Consider the following 16874-nt stretch of genomic DNA (forward strand, 5'->3'; position numbering starts at 1 on the left):
TAGCAGGAAAATACCCACTACCGTTTAATTACCTATTTTTATTCTTTATAACCGTATCGGATTTTTAGGACGACACAGGGCTTATTGGCAGTTGGGTTACGCTTTTGATTTTTTGCTTTTGTCTTTTGAATTGTCGTTCACATCAAATGAAATAGCATGACCCAGTGTTACTGTTCCGAAATTATTCTTGATATCAATTGGTGTGGCACCGGATCCGGATTTACCGGCATAACGCTTGTTCTGGTCAAAGTGCTGCTGGTCTTCTTTATCCTGGCGGGGAATCGAAAACTCGGTATCGTTACGGAAGCTGCCAAAACTGCTATTGATGGTATAGGAGGCGGAGATATTTTTCTCAACATCAAGATACACTTTGCTGAAGTTTACTTTCAGGTCCATTTTTTTCAGACTGTTATCTGCACCCAGTTTTACGCCACCTGATTGTTCCAGATCGGCACTGATATCACCGCTCAGATGCAACACCTGCGCTTTGGAAAAACGGATATCCAGTTTGCCGCCATTCATGCTTTCTACTGTGGCTTTACCAAACTCAACCCGGATTTTCTGGGGCTGGCTCAGTTTGCCTGCGGTTAAACTACCGAACTTACTGGTTAAGGTAGCAGCACCGTCAAAATCGCTGATGCTCATAGGACCAAAATCGTTGTTCGCATCCAGGGTAACTGTAGCAGGCAGGTAAACGGTATAATTGATTTTAAAGCTGGTGTTTTTCCCTTCTCTTTTATCACCATCATCATCACGTTTATTTTTATTGTGATTGAGATGTGTTTTGAAAAAGATCTCAGATCCTGTTTTGCCATCTTCAATACTGATCACATCTATCAGTTTCTGCGCATATTCATCCGTGCTGGCTTTTACGGTAATGCTTACATCCACTTTAATTTCATTTTTGCTCCAGGTACTGATCTTCATCTCGCCAAAAGAATTGTCGAGCGAGATCCTGTCGCCACTGCCAACCGCGTACGACTTGCTGTAAGTTTTACTTTTTTCACTCTCCAGGTCAGGGTTCAATACCGCCGCATTGGCTGATAAGCCGATGGTAATAGCCACCAGGGCACTAAATATTCTTTTTGATGCTTTCATGTTTGTTTTGTTTGATGGTTTGAAAAATGGATAGCTGCTGATTCAAAAGCTCCTGCTGCAGGCTGAGGTTCTGGATCATGGCTTCTAATAGTTGTTCTTTATTTGGGTTATTGTTCAATTCTTTTTCCAGTTCCTGGTAACTGCTGCTCAGCTGGTCTAAGGCACTGACAAATGTTTTGTATAAAACCGGGTTGGCTTTTTCAATTTCTTTAAGCCGGGCCTGTTTAATGGTGACTACTTTACTGATCTCATCCAGTTGTTGCTCGTATACCGGTTCCGCATTTGGTACAGATTGTGTGGTGGCCGGCGATAATTGTATCGTATTTTGCTCCACTGACTTCCGTTGCACGAGAAAGAAAAGGATAGCGGCATTGGCCAGTACCAATAAACTGGCAGCAATCTGTGTTCTGGTAAACAGGCGGAATACTTTTCTGACAGGTGTGGCCGGTTGTTTCTCAATCTCCTTCCAGAGATTCCTTTGTGGTAATTCCGTATCAAATTCCTCCCGGTGCCGGCTCACAAAATCCTCTAATCTGTTTTTCATATAGTCTGTTGTTGACGGATGATCTCTAATAATTTCTTTTTGGCTCGCATATACTGGGTGCGCACGGTTGCATGCGAAATACCCAGTAACCCTGCTATTTCTTCCTGTTTCAATCCCTCTAACAGGTGAAGCGATAAAACGGTCCGGTAGCCATCCGGTAATTCGCCGATACCTCTTTTAATACTGTCTACGCGGTACGTAAAATCAGATTCGTCTATTTCCGGTTCGTCATAAATGGCATACCCCTCAATCGATTCCTGGTCTACTTCCACCCATTTTTTCCGGTCGCGTTTTACTTTGTTGATCGATTTATTGATCACGATCCGCTTTAACCATGCACCAAAACTGGCTTCCTGTTTGTACGTATTCAGTGAGTAAAACGCATCCGTAAACGCTTCCTGCAGAATATCTTCTGCATCCGCCGTATTATTTACGATCCGTAAAGCGGTATTATACATGGCCCTCGCATAATGATCATACAAAAGCCGGTATCCGCTCATGTCTCCCTGTACACATCTGTCTACCAGGTTATTTACTGTTATGTCCAGGCTCAATTGCAAAGGTTTGATACAGGTTTTATAATAAAGTCACCAAAAGGATCAGAATGTTGCATGCCCTTGCAACGTTTTTCAGGGAACTTCGTTACAGAAGAGGTTTTCATAGCGGCAGACTTGTTACAAAAGGTGATATAATACGATGAATGGTGCCCGGCCCGGGCTTGCCGGAACGGATGCTGCCTACAAGAGTGCCATTGCCGCCGTAAGTTGGAAATCCGGCCGGCTGCACTTTGTTAAATAATTGGGCTGAAAAAAAAGCTTCGCTCACCCCTTATCTTTAAATTTGCCGTATCGAAGCTTGGATAAATAACAAAAACTCCAAACCCAACCTCATGGCCGCCAGAACAGACTTATTTCAATCTCCCGATTATTACATGCTGGATGAATTGTTTACGGAAGAGCATAAACTCATCCGCGAATCGGTTCGTAACTATGTGAAGAAAGAGATCTCACCCATTATTGAAGACTATGCCCAGAAAGCAGAATTTCCGGTGCAGATTGTAAAACAACTGGGCGATCTGGGTTGTTTCGGACCTACCGTGCCTGAACAGTATGGGGGGGGCGGATTGGATTATATCAGCTACGGACTCATGATGCAGGAACTGGAACGCGGCGATAGTGGTGTAAGAAGTACTGCCAGTGTGCAAGGCAGCCTGGTCATGTTTCCTATCTATGCCTATGGAAGTGAAGCGCAACGGAATAAATACCTCCCCAAACTGGCCAGCGGCGAATGGTTGGGTTGTTTTGGTTTAACGGAGCCCAATCACGGCAGTAACCCTGCCGGCATGTTAACGACCATCAAAGATGGCGGAGACGGTGTCAATGTAATTGTGAACGGCGCTAAAATGTGGATCAGCAATGCTCCCTTTGCACAGGTAGCTGTTGTATGGGGCCGGAACGATGCCGGCGAAATCCAGGGCATCATCCTCGAACGCGGAATGGAAGGGTTTTCCACACCCACTACCCACGGTAAATGGAGCCTCCGTGCCAGTGCCACCGGCGAACTGGTGTTTGATAATGTAAAAGTGCCCAAAGAAAATATTTTACCCAATGTTACCGGCTTAAAGGGGCCATTAGGCTGTTTATCCAAAGCCCGCTACGGTATTGCCTGGGGCGCCTTGGGTGCGGCCATGGATTGTTATGATACAGCCCTGCGTTACAGCCAGGAAAGGATCCAGTTCGACCGTCCCATCGGCGGATTTCAGCTGCAGCAGAAAAAACTGGCAGAAATGATTACCGAGATCACCAAAGGACAATTACTGGTATGGCGCCTCGGTGTATTGATGAACGAAGGGAAAGCTACTCCTGCACAGATCAGTATGGCCAAAAGAAACAGTTGCGAAATAGCCACTAGTATTGCCCGCGAAGCCAGGCAGATGCTGGGCGGCATGGGCATCACCGGCGAATACAGTATCATGCGCCACATGATGAACCTCGAAAGTGTGATCACCTACGAAGGGACCCACGATATTCACCTCCTGATCACGGGAATGGATGTTACCGGGCTGAATGCCTTTAAATAGGAATGATGGAGATTACGGTGTACCGGGAGGAGTTTGAAAACAGCATGATCAACCTGATCCTGTCAATTCAGAACGTTGAATTCGGCATCCCGGTCACCATCGAAGAGCAACCTGATCTGAAAGCGGTCAGCAGTTTTTATCAGACAGGGAAAGGTAATTTCTGGGTAGCAGTAGCCGAAGGGGAGGTTGTAGGCACAATCGGCCTCAAAGATATCGGAGAGAAAAGGGCCGCATTGCGTAAGATGTTTGTTCATCCCGGTTGGCGTGGTAAACAGACCGGTGTAGCAAAGCAGTTATTACAAACCGTATTTGATTGGGGAGAAGGAAAATCTTTAACAGATATCTACCTCGGCACCACCGATAAGTTTCTGGCAGCACACCGGTTTTATGAGAAAAATGGATTTGTCCGTATTGATCCGACAAAATTGCCGGCAGCTTTCCCTGTTATGAAAGTGGATACTATTTTTTATCATTATACATTCGTAAAGTGAGTAAGTTATTCCTCATCGGCATGATGGGCACCGGTAAAACCTACTGGTGTAAAAAACTGGCTAAAAAGCTGAAAGTGGGGGGGTATGACCTCGACTTCCTGATCGAGTCGCACGAGGAAAGAACCATTGCCGAAATCTTTGCCGAAGAAGGGGAAGCCTATTTCCGACGTGCCGAATCCAGGATACTGCATTGGTTCAAAGAGAAAAAATCTTTTGTGCTGGCCACCGGTGGAGGTACCCCCTGTTTTCATGAAAATATGCAGTGGATGAATGAACAGGGTATTACTATCTGGATTGATGAACCGGTAGAAGTGTTGGTAGCAAGACTGCAACCCGAAAAAGAGCACCGCCCCCTCATCAAAAACCTGTCGGATGCGGAATTGAAACAATTCCTGACAGACAAGCTGGTACAGCGTTATCCTTTTTATCACCAGGCAACCTATCATTTACAGGGCAATGCCATCAGTGATGCCGGTTTTGCCAAAATCCTCAAACAACATGCATAAACGATTTCTGATCATTGCGGCTATCATCGGTGCAGCTTCGGTGGCCATGGGGGCTTTCGGGGCACACCTGTTAAAGGAGCTGGTAAGCGAAAAATCACTGGCTACTTTTGAAACAGCGGTACGTTACCAGTTTTATCATGTATTCGCCATTGCACTCACAGGCATACTCTACCAGTCTTTTCCCAATACTGCCATTGTCCGCGCCGGCTATTTCTTTATAACGGGCATCTTTTTATTCAGCGGCTCCCTGTATCTCATAACCGTTTCGCCTCCTGAATACAGGTGGTTAGGTGCCATTACGCCTTTTGGCGGACTCTGTTTTATTACCGGCTGGCTCTTTCTCGTAGCGGGGATCCGCAGGGGCAACAGCAGGGAAAGTGGAAAACTGTAAGGCCTGCGGCCAGTTTTGCACATAGGCGCCCGGCTGTATATCTGCTTGGTGGCTTAGCTTATATTTGTTTCCATGGCCAATAGTCTCAGAAAGAAAACGCCACCACCACCTGATCCCGAAAAACTGACGGCCGATAAACCGGCAGAAGTAACCGTGACCGAAGTGGTTAAAGACGAACGTACTTCCAAGATCATGGGAGCGGTTTCGCTATTGCTCACTGTTTTCCTTTTTGTGTCACTCACTTCCTATCTCTTCACCTGGCAGGAAGACCAGGATAAGGTTCACCAGTTCGGTATCAAAATCTTTGCAACAGACGATGTAAGGGTAACCAACCTGTTGGGTGTACTGGGGGCCTATGTAGCACATACCTTGATCTATAAAGGGTTTGGTCTCGCTTCTTTTCTGTTCTGTACCACTTTTTTTGTACTCGGTGTGAATCTGCTTTTCGGGAAAAAGTTATTCAGCCTGCTGCGTAACCTGAAATATGTACTGGTGGGTTTACTCGTAATGAGTATGACACTATCCTTCGCCACCGGCGCCAGCGATTTTTCCTGGGGTGGCGCTGTGGGAGAATTGCTAACAGACTGGTCGATAAAATGGATCGGCAAAGTAGGAACAGGCGCGGCTTTGTTCCTCGCCATGTTCAGTTATTTTATCTGGCGCTTTAATCCCGTATTCACCTTGCCCGAATGGAAATTCGGTTCACCGAAAGCTGCGCAAAAAGAAATGATTCCTTTAACGGAAGATGATGAACAACCCGTGTTCCAGGAATGGAACGAAGACGGAGAGCCCGCCCACAAAGAAGCCCCGGAGGATGAGGAAGAACCCGCATTGCCCCAGAGCCAGAATAAAATGAAGCAGGAAGGGAAAGGCGTAGTGGTAATCATGCCCCAGGAGGAAGGCCTCGTGAACCCAATGAATGAGTTCGGAGTAGTGGAAAAAGAAGAAGACCTGGAAGATGAAGAACTGGAGGATGAAATAGAGGAAGAAGAAGAATTGGAAGAGGAAGAGCCTGAAGAAGAACATATCACTGTTATACAACCACAACCCACGCGCCAGGCAGCACCCAACCTCGAATTGGAGATCAAAGAAACCCCTGCCATAGAAGAAACCGAGGTGGTAGTGGCCAAACCGGGCTCACTTAATTCCAAATACGATGTTACCCTTGATCTGAAGGATTATAAATACCCCTCCCTTGATCTGCTGGAAACACATGGCAGCGAAAAGATCGTACACGATCCACAGGAACTCGAAACACACAAGAACCAGATCATTGCCACACTCAAGAACTATGATATTGCTATCCAGCGTATCGCAGCAACTGTGGGGCCCACCGTTACGCTTTACGAGATCGTACCCGCTCCAGGTGTCCGCATCAGCCGGATCAAAAACCTGGAAGATGATATTGCCCTGAGCCTTGCCGCCCTCGGCATCCGTATCATAGCACCCATACCCGGTAAGGGAACCATCGGTATTGAAGTGCCTAATGTGCGTAAATCGGTGGTAAGCATGCGCACCCTGCTGGCTTCCGAGAAATTCCAGAACAGCAATTTCTCCCTGCCCATCGCCATCGGTAAGAAGATCGATAATGAGAACTTCATTGTAGACCTGGCCAGTATGCCACACCTGTTAATGGCGGGTGCTACGGGGCAGGGTAAGTCGGTTGGATTGAATGCCATCCTCGTGTCACTTCTCTATAAAAAACATCCTTCCCAACTCAAATTTGTACTGGTAGATCCGAAGAAAGTGGAGTTGAGCCTCTACCGTCGCATCGAAAAACATTTTCTTGCCAAATTACCCGGCGAAGAAGAGTCCATCATTACCGATACCAAAAAAGTGGTGCATACCCTCAATGCTTTATGTATTGAGATGGACAACCGCTACGACCTCCTGAAAGAAGCGCATTGCCGTAATATCAAAGAATACAACGAAAAGTTCACTGCGCGAAAACTCAATCCCGATAAAGGGCACCAATACCTGCCCTTTATCGTGTTGGTGGTGGATGAGTTTGCCGACCTGATCATGACGGCGGGCAAAGAAGTGGAAATGCCGATCGCCCGTCTGGCCCAGCTGGCCCGTGCCATCGGCATTCACCTGATCATTGCTACCCAACGACCTTCTGTTAATATCATCACCGGAACCATCAAAGCCAATTTCCCGGCCCGTATCGGTTTTAAAGTATCCAGTAAGATCGATAGCCGTACCATCCTGGATGCAGGTGGCGCCGAGCAGTTGATCGGTAAAGGGGATATGCTCGTGAGTTACAATGGCGAGATCACCCGTTTACAGTGTGCGTTTGTAGATACACCCGAAGTAGAGCGTGTCTGCGAATTCATCGGCGACCAGCGGGGGTATCCGCAGGCATTCCTCTTACCGGAATATGTGGATGAAAAAGACCTGGAAGGAAAAGATTTTGACGCATCCAACCGCGATCCGCTGTTCGAAGATGCTGCCCGACTCATCGTACAAAGCCAGATGGGTTCCACTTCGCTGATTCAGCGCCGCATGAAACTGGGCTATAACCGGGCCGGCCGCCTCATGGACCAGCTGGAAGACGCCGGGGTAGTGGGCCCCAACCAGGGAAGCAAGGCCCGTGAAGTATTATTCAAAACCGATATGGAGCTGCAGGAATTCCTCGATTCTATGGTATAACCTGGTTTTACCGGGTAGGAGGAACTAAAAACCGATAATTTTAAACTTCAGAGCCCTACGGGAGTCATAAACAGGTGTAAGAACTATATTTGCGCCCTCAATTGATACTGATGAATAAATTCTATGCTTGCTTTCTCTCTATAGTACTGTTCTCTACCCTGGCCACGGCCCAGAACGATCCGGCTGCCAAAAAAGTGCTGGATGCGGTGGGTGCCAAAGTAAAAGCCTCCAAAGGCATTTCTGCTACCTGCACACTGAACTCTTTTACCAGCAAAGGCAAACCCAACGGCACCCAGAATATCACCCTGCAGATGAAAGGGGAGAAATACCAGCTCAAACAGGGGAAAACGGAGATCATCTGCGATGGAAGTAATGTGTACCGTTATGATGGAGAAAAAACGATCACCAAATCAGCCGTGGAAGAAGGTGCCCAGACTCTGAGTCCGCAAAAATTACTCTCGGGTGCCTACGACAAAGATTTTACGTATAAACTCGTATCCTCCAAAACGGCTTTTTACGAGATCGAAATGAAACCGATCGATAACCGAAAAAACTTCCAGCGTGTAAACCTGTTCATTGATAAGGTCAAAAACACTTTCTCCCGCGCCCGCATCCTCGACAAGAGCAACAATGTAACCGAGGTGAAAATTGCTAACCTGAACCTGAACGCAGTAGTGACAGATAAAATGTTTGTATTCAATAAAGCGAAATATCCGAAGGATGTAGAGATCCTGGATTAAGCTGCTGATAAAATTTAACAGGCCGGACCCGCAAAGTCCGGCTTTTTTGTGTCTACACTTTGTAATTTCAGCCTATGAAAGCAATCTTCTTTTTTTTGGGTTTGATGGCAGGCCTTACTGTATCTGCGCAGTTCACCGTTCGCCTCGTGGTTACCGATGTGGCCACAAAGAAGAACGATGACATTTATGTGTCGGGTAACTTCAATAACTGGAATCCCAAAGACGAAAAATTCAAACTGAAACCTTTTGGCGGAAACCGGAAAAGCCTCGTCATCAAAGACCTCGCTGCAGGCACTTATGCTTTCAAATTTACCCGCGGTGCTACAGATAAGTTTGAAACCACCGCCGATGGCCGCGACCTGGCCGACCGGGTGCTGGAAGTGAACGAAGACCTCTCGCAGGAATTCACCATCGCCGGCTGGAAGGATGATTATCCGGAAGTTCCTAAAAAGTATACGGCCAGTCCGCAGGTACGCATCATGGATACCGCTTTTTTGATCCCGCAACTCAACCGCACCAGACGGATCTGGGTGTATCTGCCTAAAGGATATGCCGGCTCTTCTAAAATCTATCCCGTATTATACCTGCAGGACGGCCAGAATCTTTTCAACGAAAAAACGGCCGCTTTTGGCGAGTGGGGCGTAGATGAATGTCTCGACAGCCTGCAGCAGAAAACCGGTAAAGAATGTATCGTGGTGGGCATCGATCATGGGGGCGATAAAAGGCTGACAGAATACAACCCCTACGACCACCCACAGTTCGGAAAAGGAGAGGGGGCAGCTTACGCGGCGTTTCTGGCCAAAACACTTAAACCCTATATCGATGCAAAATACCGTACCAAAAAAGGTCCGGAAAATACCTTTGTAGCAGGCAGTAGTATGGGTGCTTTGATCAGTCTGTACGCGGCTATCCAGTATCCCACTGTATTCAGCACAGCCGGTGTGTTTTCTCCTTCCATGGCACAGGCGCCGATGTTGTATACAGATGTCGAAAAGTTCACCACCGAATCTCAACCCAGATTTTACCTGTATGCCGGTGGAAAAGAATCCGCCACCATGGTCAGCGATCTGAAGAAACTCGGAGATATCCTCCAGAAGAAACAACGATTCAATATCCGAACCGTAGTAAGTCCCCTCGGCCAGCACAACGAAGCATCCTGGCGGCAGGAGTTTGCAGCGTTTTATCTGTGGCTCATGAATTAATTAGTAGTTAGAAATAATTAATTACTAATTATAACCTGTAGGTAACTCCTTCAATCGCCAGGTCCGTCTCCGCAAACACGGCCTGGGCTTCGTTTCTGAACTCGTCCAGTTTCTCGTATTTGCTGCTGAAATGGCCGATCAGTAATTTGCCTACACCTGCCCGCAATGCGATTGTTGCGGCCTGAACGGTGGTGGAATGGAAACGGGCTAACGCCCTTTCTGCGAGGTCTTTCAGGTAAGTGGCTTCATGGTACAATAGGGTTACGCCCTTTGTTTTATCAATCAGCGATTCGTCGAAACGGGTATCGGCACAAAACGCATAACTGCGTGCGGGTTTATTGGCAAGGGTAACCCATTCATTGCGGATCAGTTCGCCCTCCTTGGTTTCATAATCATCCCCGTCTTTCAGTCTTTCATAAAAAGCAGCCGGGATATCGTATTGCAATACTTTCACCTTATCAATCTTCCGGGGTTTTCTTTTTTCACGGATGATAAACCCCCAGCAGGGCACCCGGTGCTGGGTGGCAAAACATGCGACGCTGAATTTAGGGGTATCTACCAGCATACCTTCTGCTTCCAGCGGATGAAAGACCAGCGGGAAGGGCAGGTTGGTATCGGCTACTTTCAGTTGCAGATCAATAATGTCCTTTAATCCTGCCGGCGCATACAGATGCAGTTCCTGTTCGCGCCCAAGCAAACCCATACTGGTGATGAGACCGATGAGTCCGAAATAATGGTCGCCATGCAGGTGTGAAATGAAAATATGATGGATCTTGCTCCGCCTGATGCGGTACCGGGCTATCTGCATCTGGGTACCCTCACCGCAATCGATCAGGAATACCTGGTCGTTCAGGGTAACTACCTGCGCCGTAGGGTGCCGGTCATAGGCCGGGATGGCTGAATTATTGCCTAAAATGGTAACGCCGAACATGGATCAGATGAATTGGCTACAACATTAAGCAAATTAGCCTGTTATGCTCTGAAAATTGAGCAGATTTTGGTGGCAAGGCGGCAGGCTGTTGGGGGCAGTATGGGTTGTATAAGACACCGCGGTCCCCCCATTTCGCTAAAAACCCGCGCTGAAATGTATGATTTCCCATTTATTGTACTACTTTTGCACCCGATAAAAAAATAGAAGAAAACCATTCCGGAGTCTTTTTAAACATTTTGAGATGCCTTATTTAACAACAGAAAAGAAAGCAAGCATTTTTGCTGAATTCGGTGGCAACGCCACTAACACAGGTTCAATCGAAGGCCAGGTTGCCTTGCTGACTGAACGTATTTCACAGATTTCCAAGCATTTACAAGCCAACAAACACGACCACTCTACCCAGCGCGGACTGATGCAGATGGTAGGTAAACGCAAACGTTTACTCGCTTACATGCAAAAGCACAACCTGCAAGGTTACCGTGCTTTGATCGAGAAATTAGGCTTAAGAAAATAATTGTCTGGTATGACAAGTGCTATTCCCAACTGGTCTTTCTAAGCGGTTGGGAATAGTCATTTCTATTCATACCTGTTTCTGCTGGCCATTTCCTTAACCGGGAGGCTGAAACTGCGGTGTGTGCCGTGCGCTCTCCCTACTTACAAAATCAGATTATGTTATCACAACCAATCAGTGTTAGTTTCGATTTGGGTGGAGGCCGTGAGGTATTCATCGAAACCGGAAAATTAGCCCGTCAGGCCGATGGTGCTGTTACCGTACGCCAGGGCAACTGCGTTATCCTTGCTACCGTTGTAGCCAATAAAGAACCAAAAGAAGGACAGGATTTTTTCCCTTTAAGTGTTGATTACCAGGAAAAATTCGCTTCTGCGGGTCGTATTCCGGGTTCTTTCTTCAAAAGAGAAGCCCGTTTAAATGATTATGAGATCTTAACCAGCCGTTTGATAGACCGCGCCCTGCGCCCTTTGTTTCCGGAAGATTATCTCTGCGATGTGCAGGTGCTGATCAGCCTGATCTCCAGCGATGCGGAAGTATTGCCTGATTCACTGGCTTGTTTAGCCGCTTCAGCCGCCCTCGCGGTGTCTGATATTCCTATCAAGGAAATCATCAGTGAAGTAAGAATTGCCCGTCTGAATGGCAAATTCATTGTTAACCCAACCCGCTCTGAGCTGAAAGCCTCTGATCTGGAATTCCTGATCGCCGCTACCGAGAAGAACCTGATGATGGTGGAAGGGGAAGCCAAAGAATGTGCCGAAGCCGACCTCGTAAACGCACTGCAACTGGCTCACGATGCCATCCGCATCCAGATCAAAGCCCAGGCTGAATTACGTGCCAAAAAAGGCGTTACCACTAAGAGAGATTATAAAAAACCTGCCCAGGACGAAGCCGTTCGCGAAAAAGTGAATGCTTTTGCCAAAGACAGGGTATACGAAATTTCCAAAAAGGGTTCTTCCAAGAACGAGCGCTCTGAAGCTTACAGCCTGCTGAAAGACGAAGTAATTGCCAGTCTGGGAGAAGAAGCTACCGACCTGGAAAAGAAATTAGCCAAGAAATACTACGAAGACCTGAAATGGGAAGTGGTAAGAAATATGATGATTGATGACCGGATCCGTCTCGACGGCCGTCAGCTGGATCAGGTTCGTCCTTTGGCGATGGAAGTAGAACCCCTGCCTACTCCGCACGGTTCTGCTTTATTCACAAGAGGTGAAACTCAATCACTTACAACGGTTACTTTCGGAACTAAATTAGATGAACTGCTGGTAGAATCAGCCGCAAAATCAGAATACACCAAGTTCTTACTGCACTATAACTTCCCTCCATTCTCTACCGGTGAGGTAAAGATGATGCGTGGTGTGGGTCGTAGAGAAGTAGGTCATGGTAACCTGGCTATGCGCAGTCTGAAGCAGATGATGCCCGATACCAGTACTTATGCCTACACGGTACGTGTGGTAAGTGATATTCTCGAAAGTAACGGTTCTTCTTCGATGGCTACCGTTTGTGCCGGTTCACTGGCGCTGATGGATGCAGGTGTGCCTATACCTAAGCACGTAAGTGGTGTTGCTATGGGACTGGTTACCCGCGAAGATGGTAAATACGCGATCCTGACCGATATCCTGGGTGATGAAGATCATCTGGGTGATATGGACTTCAAAGTAACCGGTACCCGCGATGGTATCTGTGGCGTGCAGATGGACATTAAAGTGGATGGCCTGAGCATGGAAGTAATGATGGAAGCACTGGAACAGGCCCGTAAAGGCCGTTTACATATCCTGGATGCCATGTACGAGTGTATGCCGGCTGCCCGCTCTGAAGTGAAGCCACATGCCCCACGTATGATCAAACTGATCATCGATAAGGAGTTTATCGGTGCGGTGATCGGACCAGGTGGTAAAGTGATCCAGGAGATCCAGCGCGAAACAGGAGCTACGGTGAATATTGAAGAAGTAGGCAATACCGGAGAAGTAAGTATTTTCTCTGCCTCCAAAGAAAGCCTGGATAAGGCCGTAAGCTGGATCAAGGGTATTACTGCTACACCTGAAGTAGGCGATGTGTATGAAGGACCGGTAAAAGGCATCAAGGAATTCGGTGCTTTTGTTGAGTTCATGCCCGGCAAACAGGGCTTACTGCATATCAGTGAGATCAGCTGGAAGCGCCTCGAAACTATGGATGGCCTCTTCAAAGAAGGCGATATGGTGAAAGTGAAACTGGTAGGAGTGGATCCTAAGACCGGTAAATTTAAATTAAGCCGCAAGGCATTGATGCCAAAACCTGAGTTCAAACCGAAGGAAGGTGGCGAAAATGCGGAAGGATAAAATACACTGAATGGCCCCAACCGGGGCCATTCGCTTTTAATACCCCTGATAAAAAGCGTATGAGTAATTATTGTGAGATCAGTATTCCTGCAGAACCCGCCGTGCAGGAACTGCTGGTGGCCGAACTGGCCGAACTGGGCTTTGATGGTTTTGAGGAATCGGCCGATAACCTGAAAGCCTATATCCCGGAAGCTGGGTTACAGCAAGATGAGTTAAATATTTTATTGAATAAATATTCATTAAAATATTCTAAATCAATTATTAATAAACAAAATTGGAACCAGTTGTGGGAGTCTAATTTTGAGCCGGTACAGGTGGATGATTTTGTGGGTATACGGGCCGATTTTCACCCGCCCTTTACCGGTGTGGCGCATGAGATCGTGATCACCCCTAAAATGAGCTTCGGTACAGGTCACCACGCCACTACCTGGCAGGTGATGAAACTGATGCAGGAGCTGGACTTTAGCGGCAAAACCGTATTTGATTTCGGCACAGGCACAGGTATCCTCGCCATACTGGCCGAAAAACTGGGAGCTAAGGAGGTGCTGGCCGTAGATAATGACGACTGGTGTATCGAAAATACTTCAGAAAATATTTTAGTTAACTATTGTCAACATATTGATATTCAAAAAGTTGATATTTTAAAATTGGATCGACGGTTTGATATCATTCTCGCCAATATCAACCGCAACATTATCCTTGATAATATTGCGGAACTGGTAAAAGCCACCGTAGTTGGCGGAGAGGTTTTACTGAGTGGGTTGCTGGTATCGGACGAGGCCGATATCCGCGAAGCCTGCGGGGCACTCGGGCTGGCTCACCGTAAAACCGTGGAGAGGAATGGCTGGATCGCTCTATGGTTTTCGCGATAAGATTGTGATTTCTGATGTTAAAAAATCATTATCTTCAATTTCGTTATCTTTGTACCCCCAAACTTCAACCACCCAATGAACGAATTGTTGCTCATTGTTTTAGCTTATTGTATAGGATCGGTGCCAACGGCTGTCTGGATCAGCAAATCCCGCTTTGGTATTGATATCCGTGATTATGGCAGCGGTAACGCCGGCGCCACCAATACTTTCCGCGTACTGGGTTCCAAATGGGGAACCATTGTGATGATGGTAGATATCCTGAAAGGGGTGATCGCTACTTCGCTATATATCCTGTTACCTGTTTACCTGACCGACGAACTGCACCGTACCAACCTCATGATCGGCTTAGGTCTGGCGGCCGTTTTGGGCCATATCTTCCCGCTCTGGGCCGGATTCAAAGGCGGTAAGGGTGTAGCCACCCTGCTCGGAATGGCCGTAGCCATCCAGCCCATTGTGGCAGTATGTTGTATCGGTGTATTCCTCCTTGTATTATACCTGACCCGTTTCGTATCTTTAAGTTCTATCCTGGCCGGTGTGGCATTTATGGTGTTCATCCTCTTCATTTTCAACGAAAAGGAAACCCTCTACCGCATTTTTGCTGTGCTGGTGGCTTTAATGGTGGTATTGACCCATCAAAAGAATATCAGCCGCATACTGAAAGGGACCGAAAGTAAGATCCCTATTCTGAAGCACCGCGACAAACGCCGGCAAAGACGGCAGGACTGATCACCACACTTGTGTTGATAAGTTATTCCCTCCCAATTTTACGGAAGCATACCCGTTAACCGGGTACTGTGTATATTGTAAACACTAACTGCTTTGCTGTAACTCTGCAAGAAGAGATACCGTTATTTTTGGGGCATTAATCGAAGTAAAAGACCAATGATATGAAAAGAATGATAGTGCTTTTTGCAGGAGTGATTTTTTTTAATCTCTCCTGTGTTACCAATGCCATTACCGGAAGAAGCCAGCTAAGCCTGGTATCTGATGCTGAATTGCAGAGTCTGGCCGTTACCCAATACAAAGCATTCCTGACCACCAATAAGATGGTGCCTGCCGGTAACAGGGATGCCGAGATGGTGAAAAGAGTAGGTAACCGGGTGGCGGTAGCATTAAGAGACTATTATGCCCAGAAAGGATTACCCAATGCATTGGATGGTTATAACTGGGAGTTTAACCTTGTTGAAAGCAAGGAAGTAAATGCCTGGTGTATGCCGGGTGGTAAAGTGGTCTGTTATACCGGACTGCTTCCTGTAACCCAGAATGAAACAGCCCTTGCCATTGTAATGGGACATGAAATTGCCCACGCAATTCTGGGGCATGGAAAAGAAAGAATGAGTCAGCAGATGGCTGCACAGGGTATTGGTGCCCTGGGTGGAGCTGCTATGGGTACCAACGCCAAGGCGGTCAATATTTTTGGTCAGGTATATGGCATCGGTGCCCAGTATGGTGCTTTATTGCCCAATTCCCGTAAACAGGAGTTGGAAGCTGACCATTATGGATTGATCTTTGCCGCAGCAGCGGGATACGATCCCAGGCAGGCTGTTGATTTCTGGACCCGGATGGCGGCCATGAGCAATGGCCAGCAACCACCGGTGTTTATGAGCAGTCACCCGAGCGATGAAGAGCGGATCAGGAAAGTGAGTGAAGTGATGCCGGAAGCATTACAATACTATCGTCCCAAATAAACCGGTTTTCCTGTAAAAGGGAGTTGCCGGGCCGCGGTTGGTTGAACCTATGAAAAACAAATGTTTCGTACCCTGTATCCTGCTTGGCTGTTGTTTGGCCGGATTTGTTTTCCCGGTGGCGGGACAGGGTGGGGCGTCTGCTATACTCTCAACTGCCGCAGAGATCTACAACGAATTCAAAACTACCCATCCGGTGGCGGATAGTACCCAACACATAGAAGCGGAAACGGTACAACGGGTAAGTAACCGGTTGATCAAAGCAGTGACGGATTATTATACCCGGAAAAAAACTACTAAGGAACTATCCTCCTTTCAGTGGGACGTACAACTCTTTCAACTCAAAAAAGAAGATGCCTGGTGTTTGCCCGGGGGGAAAATAGCGGTGTATGATGCCCTGATCCGGGTAACCCAGAGCGATGGCTCACTGGCAGCCGTACTGGCCCATGAAATAGCGCATGTGTTGCTGAAACATGGGGATGACCGCATGAAACATATTCTCAAAGAATTTCTGGGCGGCAAAGAACTGGCAGCGGCTTTATCGGCCAAACCGGCTGAAACCAAAGATTTTTACCGCATGGCTTATGGCAATGGCGATTATGTGGGGGTGATTCGGGGATTTAGTGCAGCAGATGAACGCGAAGCTGACAGACTGGGGGCCATTTTATGCGGACTGGCCGGCTATAAACCGGAAGAAGCCTTGGTTTTCTGGGAACGTATGATGCATCTGCGTGGTACGGGCCGTCAACCAGAACTGCTTAGTACCCATCCGTTAGATGAAGCAAGACTGTCGGCTTTACGGGGGATGATGGACGAGATCATTGCGAAATACTATATACCCAGTAAAAAAAATTGA

17 protein-coding genes are annotated in these 16874 nt (G+C 47.3%); 13 read left to right on the plus strand and 4 right to left on the minus strand.

Going from position 1 to position 16874, the window contains the following annotated elements; genetic code table 11:
- Positions 1-96 precede the first annotated feature (96 nt).
- From AC1RNB_RS17230 to AC1RNB_RS17240, 3 genes are read right to left on the minus strand one after another with little or no spacing between them, the layout of a single operon-like run.
- Entirely contained in the window at positions 97-1098 is a 1002-nt protein-coding gene (locus tag AC1RNB_RS17230; protein ID WP_493084848.1) for a DUF4097 family beta strand repeat-containing protein, read from the minus strand.
- Positions 1073-1642, minus strand: coding sequence for a hypothetical protein (locus AC1RNB_RS17235; protein WP_493084849.1), 570 nt, complete (start codon positions 1640-1642; stop codon positions 1073-1075). Before AC1RNB_RS17235 ends, AC1RNB_RS17230 begins: the two co-directional genes overlap by 26 nt.
- Positions 1639-2196 carry an RNA polymerase sigma factor gene (locus AC1RNB_RS17240; protein WP_493084851.1) on the minus strand — a complete coding sequence of 186 codons (558 nt, stop codon included), beginning with the start codon at positions 2194-2196 and terminating at the stop codon, positions 1639-1641. The genes AC1RNB_RS17235 and AC1RNB_RS17240 overlap by 4 nt, the downstream gene beginning before the upstream one ends.
- 335 nt (positions 2197-2531) lie before the next feature.
- On the opposite strand from AC1RNB_RS17240, the gene AC1RNB_RS17245 reads away from it, so the two are divergent.
- From AC1RNB_RS17245 to AC1RNB_RS17275, 7 genes are all read left to right on the plus strand, one after another.
- Entirely contained in the window at positions 2532-3722 is a 1191-nt protein-coding gene (locus tag AC1RNB_RS17245) for an acyl-CoA dehydrogenase family protein (protein ID WP_493084853.1), read from the plus strand.
- Between the two features lie 2 nt (positions 3723-3724).
- Positions 3725-4213, plus strand: coding sequence for a GNAT family N-acetyltransferase (locus AC1RNB_RS17250; RefSeq protein ID WP_493084855.1), 489 nt, complete (start codon positions 3725-3727; stop codon positions 4211-4213).
- Positions 4210-4719, plus strand: a complete 510-nt coding sequence (locus AC1RNB_RS17255) for a shikimate kinase (protein ID WP_493084856.1) — start codon at positions 4210-4212, stop codon at positions 4717-4719. The genes AC1RNB_RS17250 and AC1RNB_RS17255 overlap by 4 nt, the downstream gene beginning before the upstream one ends.
- Positions 4712-5110: a DUF423 domain-containing protein gene (locus AC1RNB_RS17260; RefSeq protein ID WP_493084858.1), complete on the plus strand. Its 399-nt coding sequence runs from the start codon at positions 4712-4714 to the stop codon at positions 5108-5110. The genes AC1RNB_RS17255 and AC1RNB_RS17260 overlap by 8 nt, the downstream gene beginning before the upstream one ends.
- A 72-nt stretch (positions 5111-5182) precedes the next feature.
- Complete coding sequence (locus tag AC1RNB_RS17265; RefSeq protein ID WP_493084860.1) at positions 5183-7762, plus strand: FtsK/SpoIIIE family DNA translocase; 2580 nt, start codon at positions 5183-5185, stop codon at positions 7760-7762.
- A 110-nt stretch (positions 7763-7872) separates the two neighbouring features.
- Positions 7873-8502, plus strand: coding sequence for an outer membrane lipoprotein periplasmic chaperone LolA1 (gene lolA1, locus AC1RNB_RS17270; protein ID WP_493084861.1), 630 nt, complete (start codon positions 7873-7875; stop codon positions 8500-8502).
- A 74-nt stretch (positions 8503-8576) separates the two neighbouring features.
- On the plus strand, positions 8577-9704 hold the full coding sequence (locus AC1RNB_RS17275; RefSeq protein ID WP_493084862.1) for an alpha/beta hydrolase-fold protein: 1128 nt from the start codon (positions 8577-8579) through the stop codon (positions 9702-9704).
- Between the two features lie 28 nt (positions 9705-9732).
- On the opposite strand, the gene AC1RNB_RS17280 is transcribed toward AC1RNB_RS17275, so the two are convergent.
- Positions 9733-10635 carry a ribonuclease Z gene (locus tag AC1RNB_RS17280; protein ID WP_493084864.1) on the minus strand — a complete coding sequence of 301 codons (903 nt, stop codon included), beginning with the start codon at positions 10633-10635 and terminating at the stop codon, positions 9733-9735.
- A gap of 241 nt (positions 10636-10876) precedes the next feature.
- Here AC1RNB_RS17280 and rpsO point away from each other — a divergent pair, with 241 nt between their 5' ends.
- The 6 genes from rpsO (at position 10877) to AC1RNB_RS17310 (ending at position 16874) form a co-directional block, all read left to right on the plus strand.
- Positions 10877-11149: a 30S ribosomal protein S15 gene (rpsO, locus tag AC1RNB_RS17285; protein WP_493084866.1), complete on the plus strand. Its 273-nt coding sequence runs from the start codon at positions 10877-10879 to the stop codon at positions 11147-11149.
- 155 nt (positions 11150-11304) lie between these two features.
- Positions 11305-13461, plus strand: a complete 2157-nt coding sequence (gene pnp, locus AC1RNB_RS17290) for a polyribonucleotide nucleotidyltransferase (RefSeq protein ID WP_493084868.1) — start codon at positions 11305-11307, stop codon at positions 13459-13461.
- 59 nt (positions 13462-13520) lie between these two features.
- Positions 13521-14333 (plus strand): 50S ribosomal protein L11 methyltransferase, encoded by an 813-nt coding sequence (prmA, locus tag AC1RNB_RS17295; protein ID WP_493084870.1) that lies wholly within the window; start codon positions 13521-13523, stop codon positions 14331-14333.
- A gap of 75 nt (positions 14334-14408) precedes the next feature.
- Positions 14409-15059 carry a glycerol-3-phosphate 1-O-acyltransferase PlsY gene (gene plsY, locus AC1RNB_RS17300; RefSeq protein WP_493084872.1) on the plus strand — a complete coding sequence of 217 codons (651 nt, stop codon included), beginning with the start codon at positions 14409-14411 and terminating at the stop codon, positions 15057-15059.
- A 161-nt stretch (positions 15060-15220) separates the two neighbouring features.
- Positions 15221-16021 carry a M48 family metallopeptidase gene (locus AC1RNB_RS17305; protein ID WP_493084874.1) on the plus strand — a complete coding sequence of 267 codons (801 nt, stop codon included), beginning with the start codon at positions 15221-15223 and terminating at the stop codon, positions 16019-16021.
- A gap of 49 nt (positions 16022-16070) precedes the next feature.
- The gene (locus AC1RNB_RS17310; protein ID WP_493084876.1) at positions 16071-16874 is read left to right on the plus strand and encodes a M48 family metallopeptidase; all 804 of its coding nucleotides are present in this window, start codon (positions 16071-16073) and stop codon (positions 16872-16874) included.

Source organism: Sediminibacterium sp. GW821-FHT12F12, assembly GCF_058806635.1.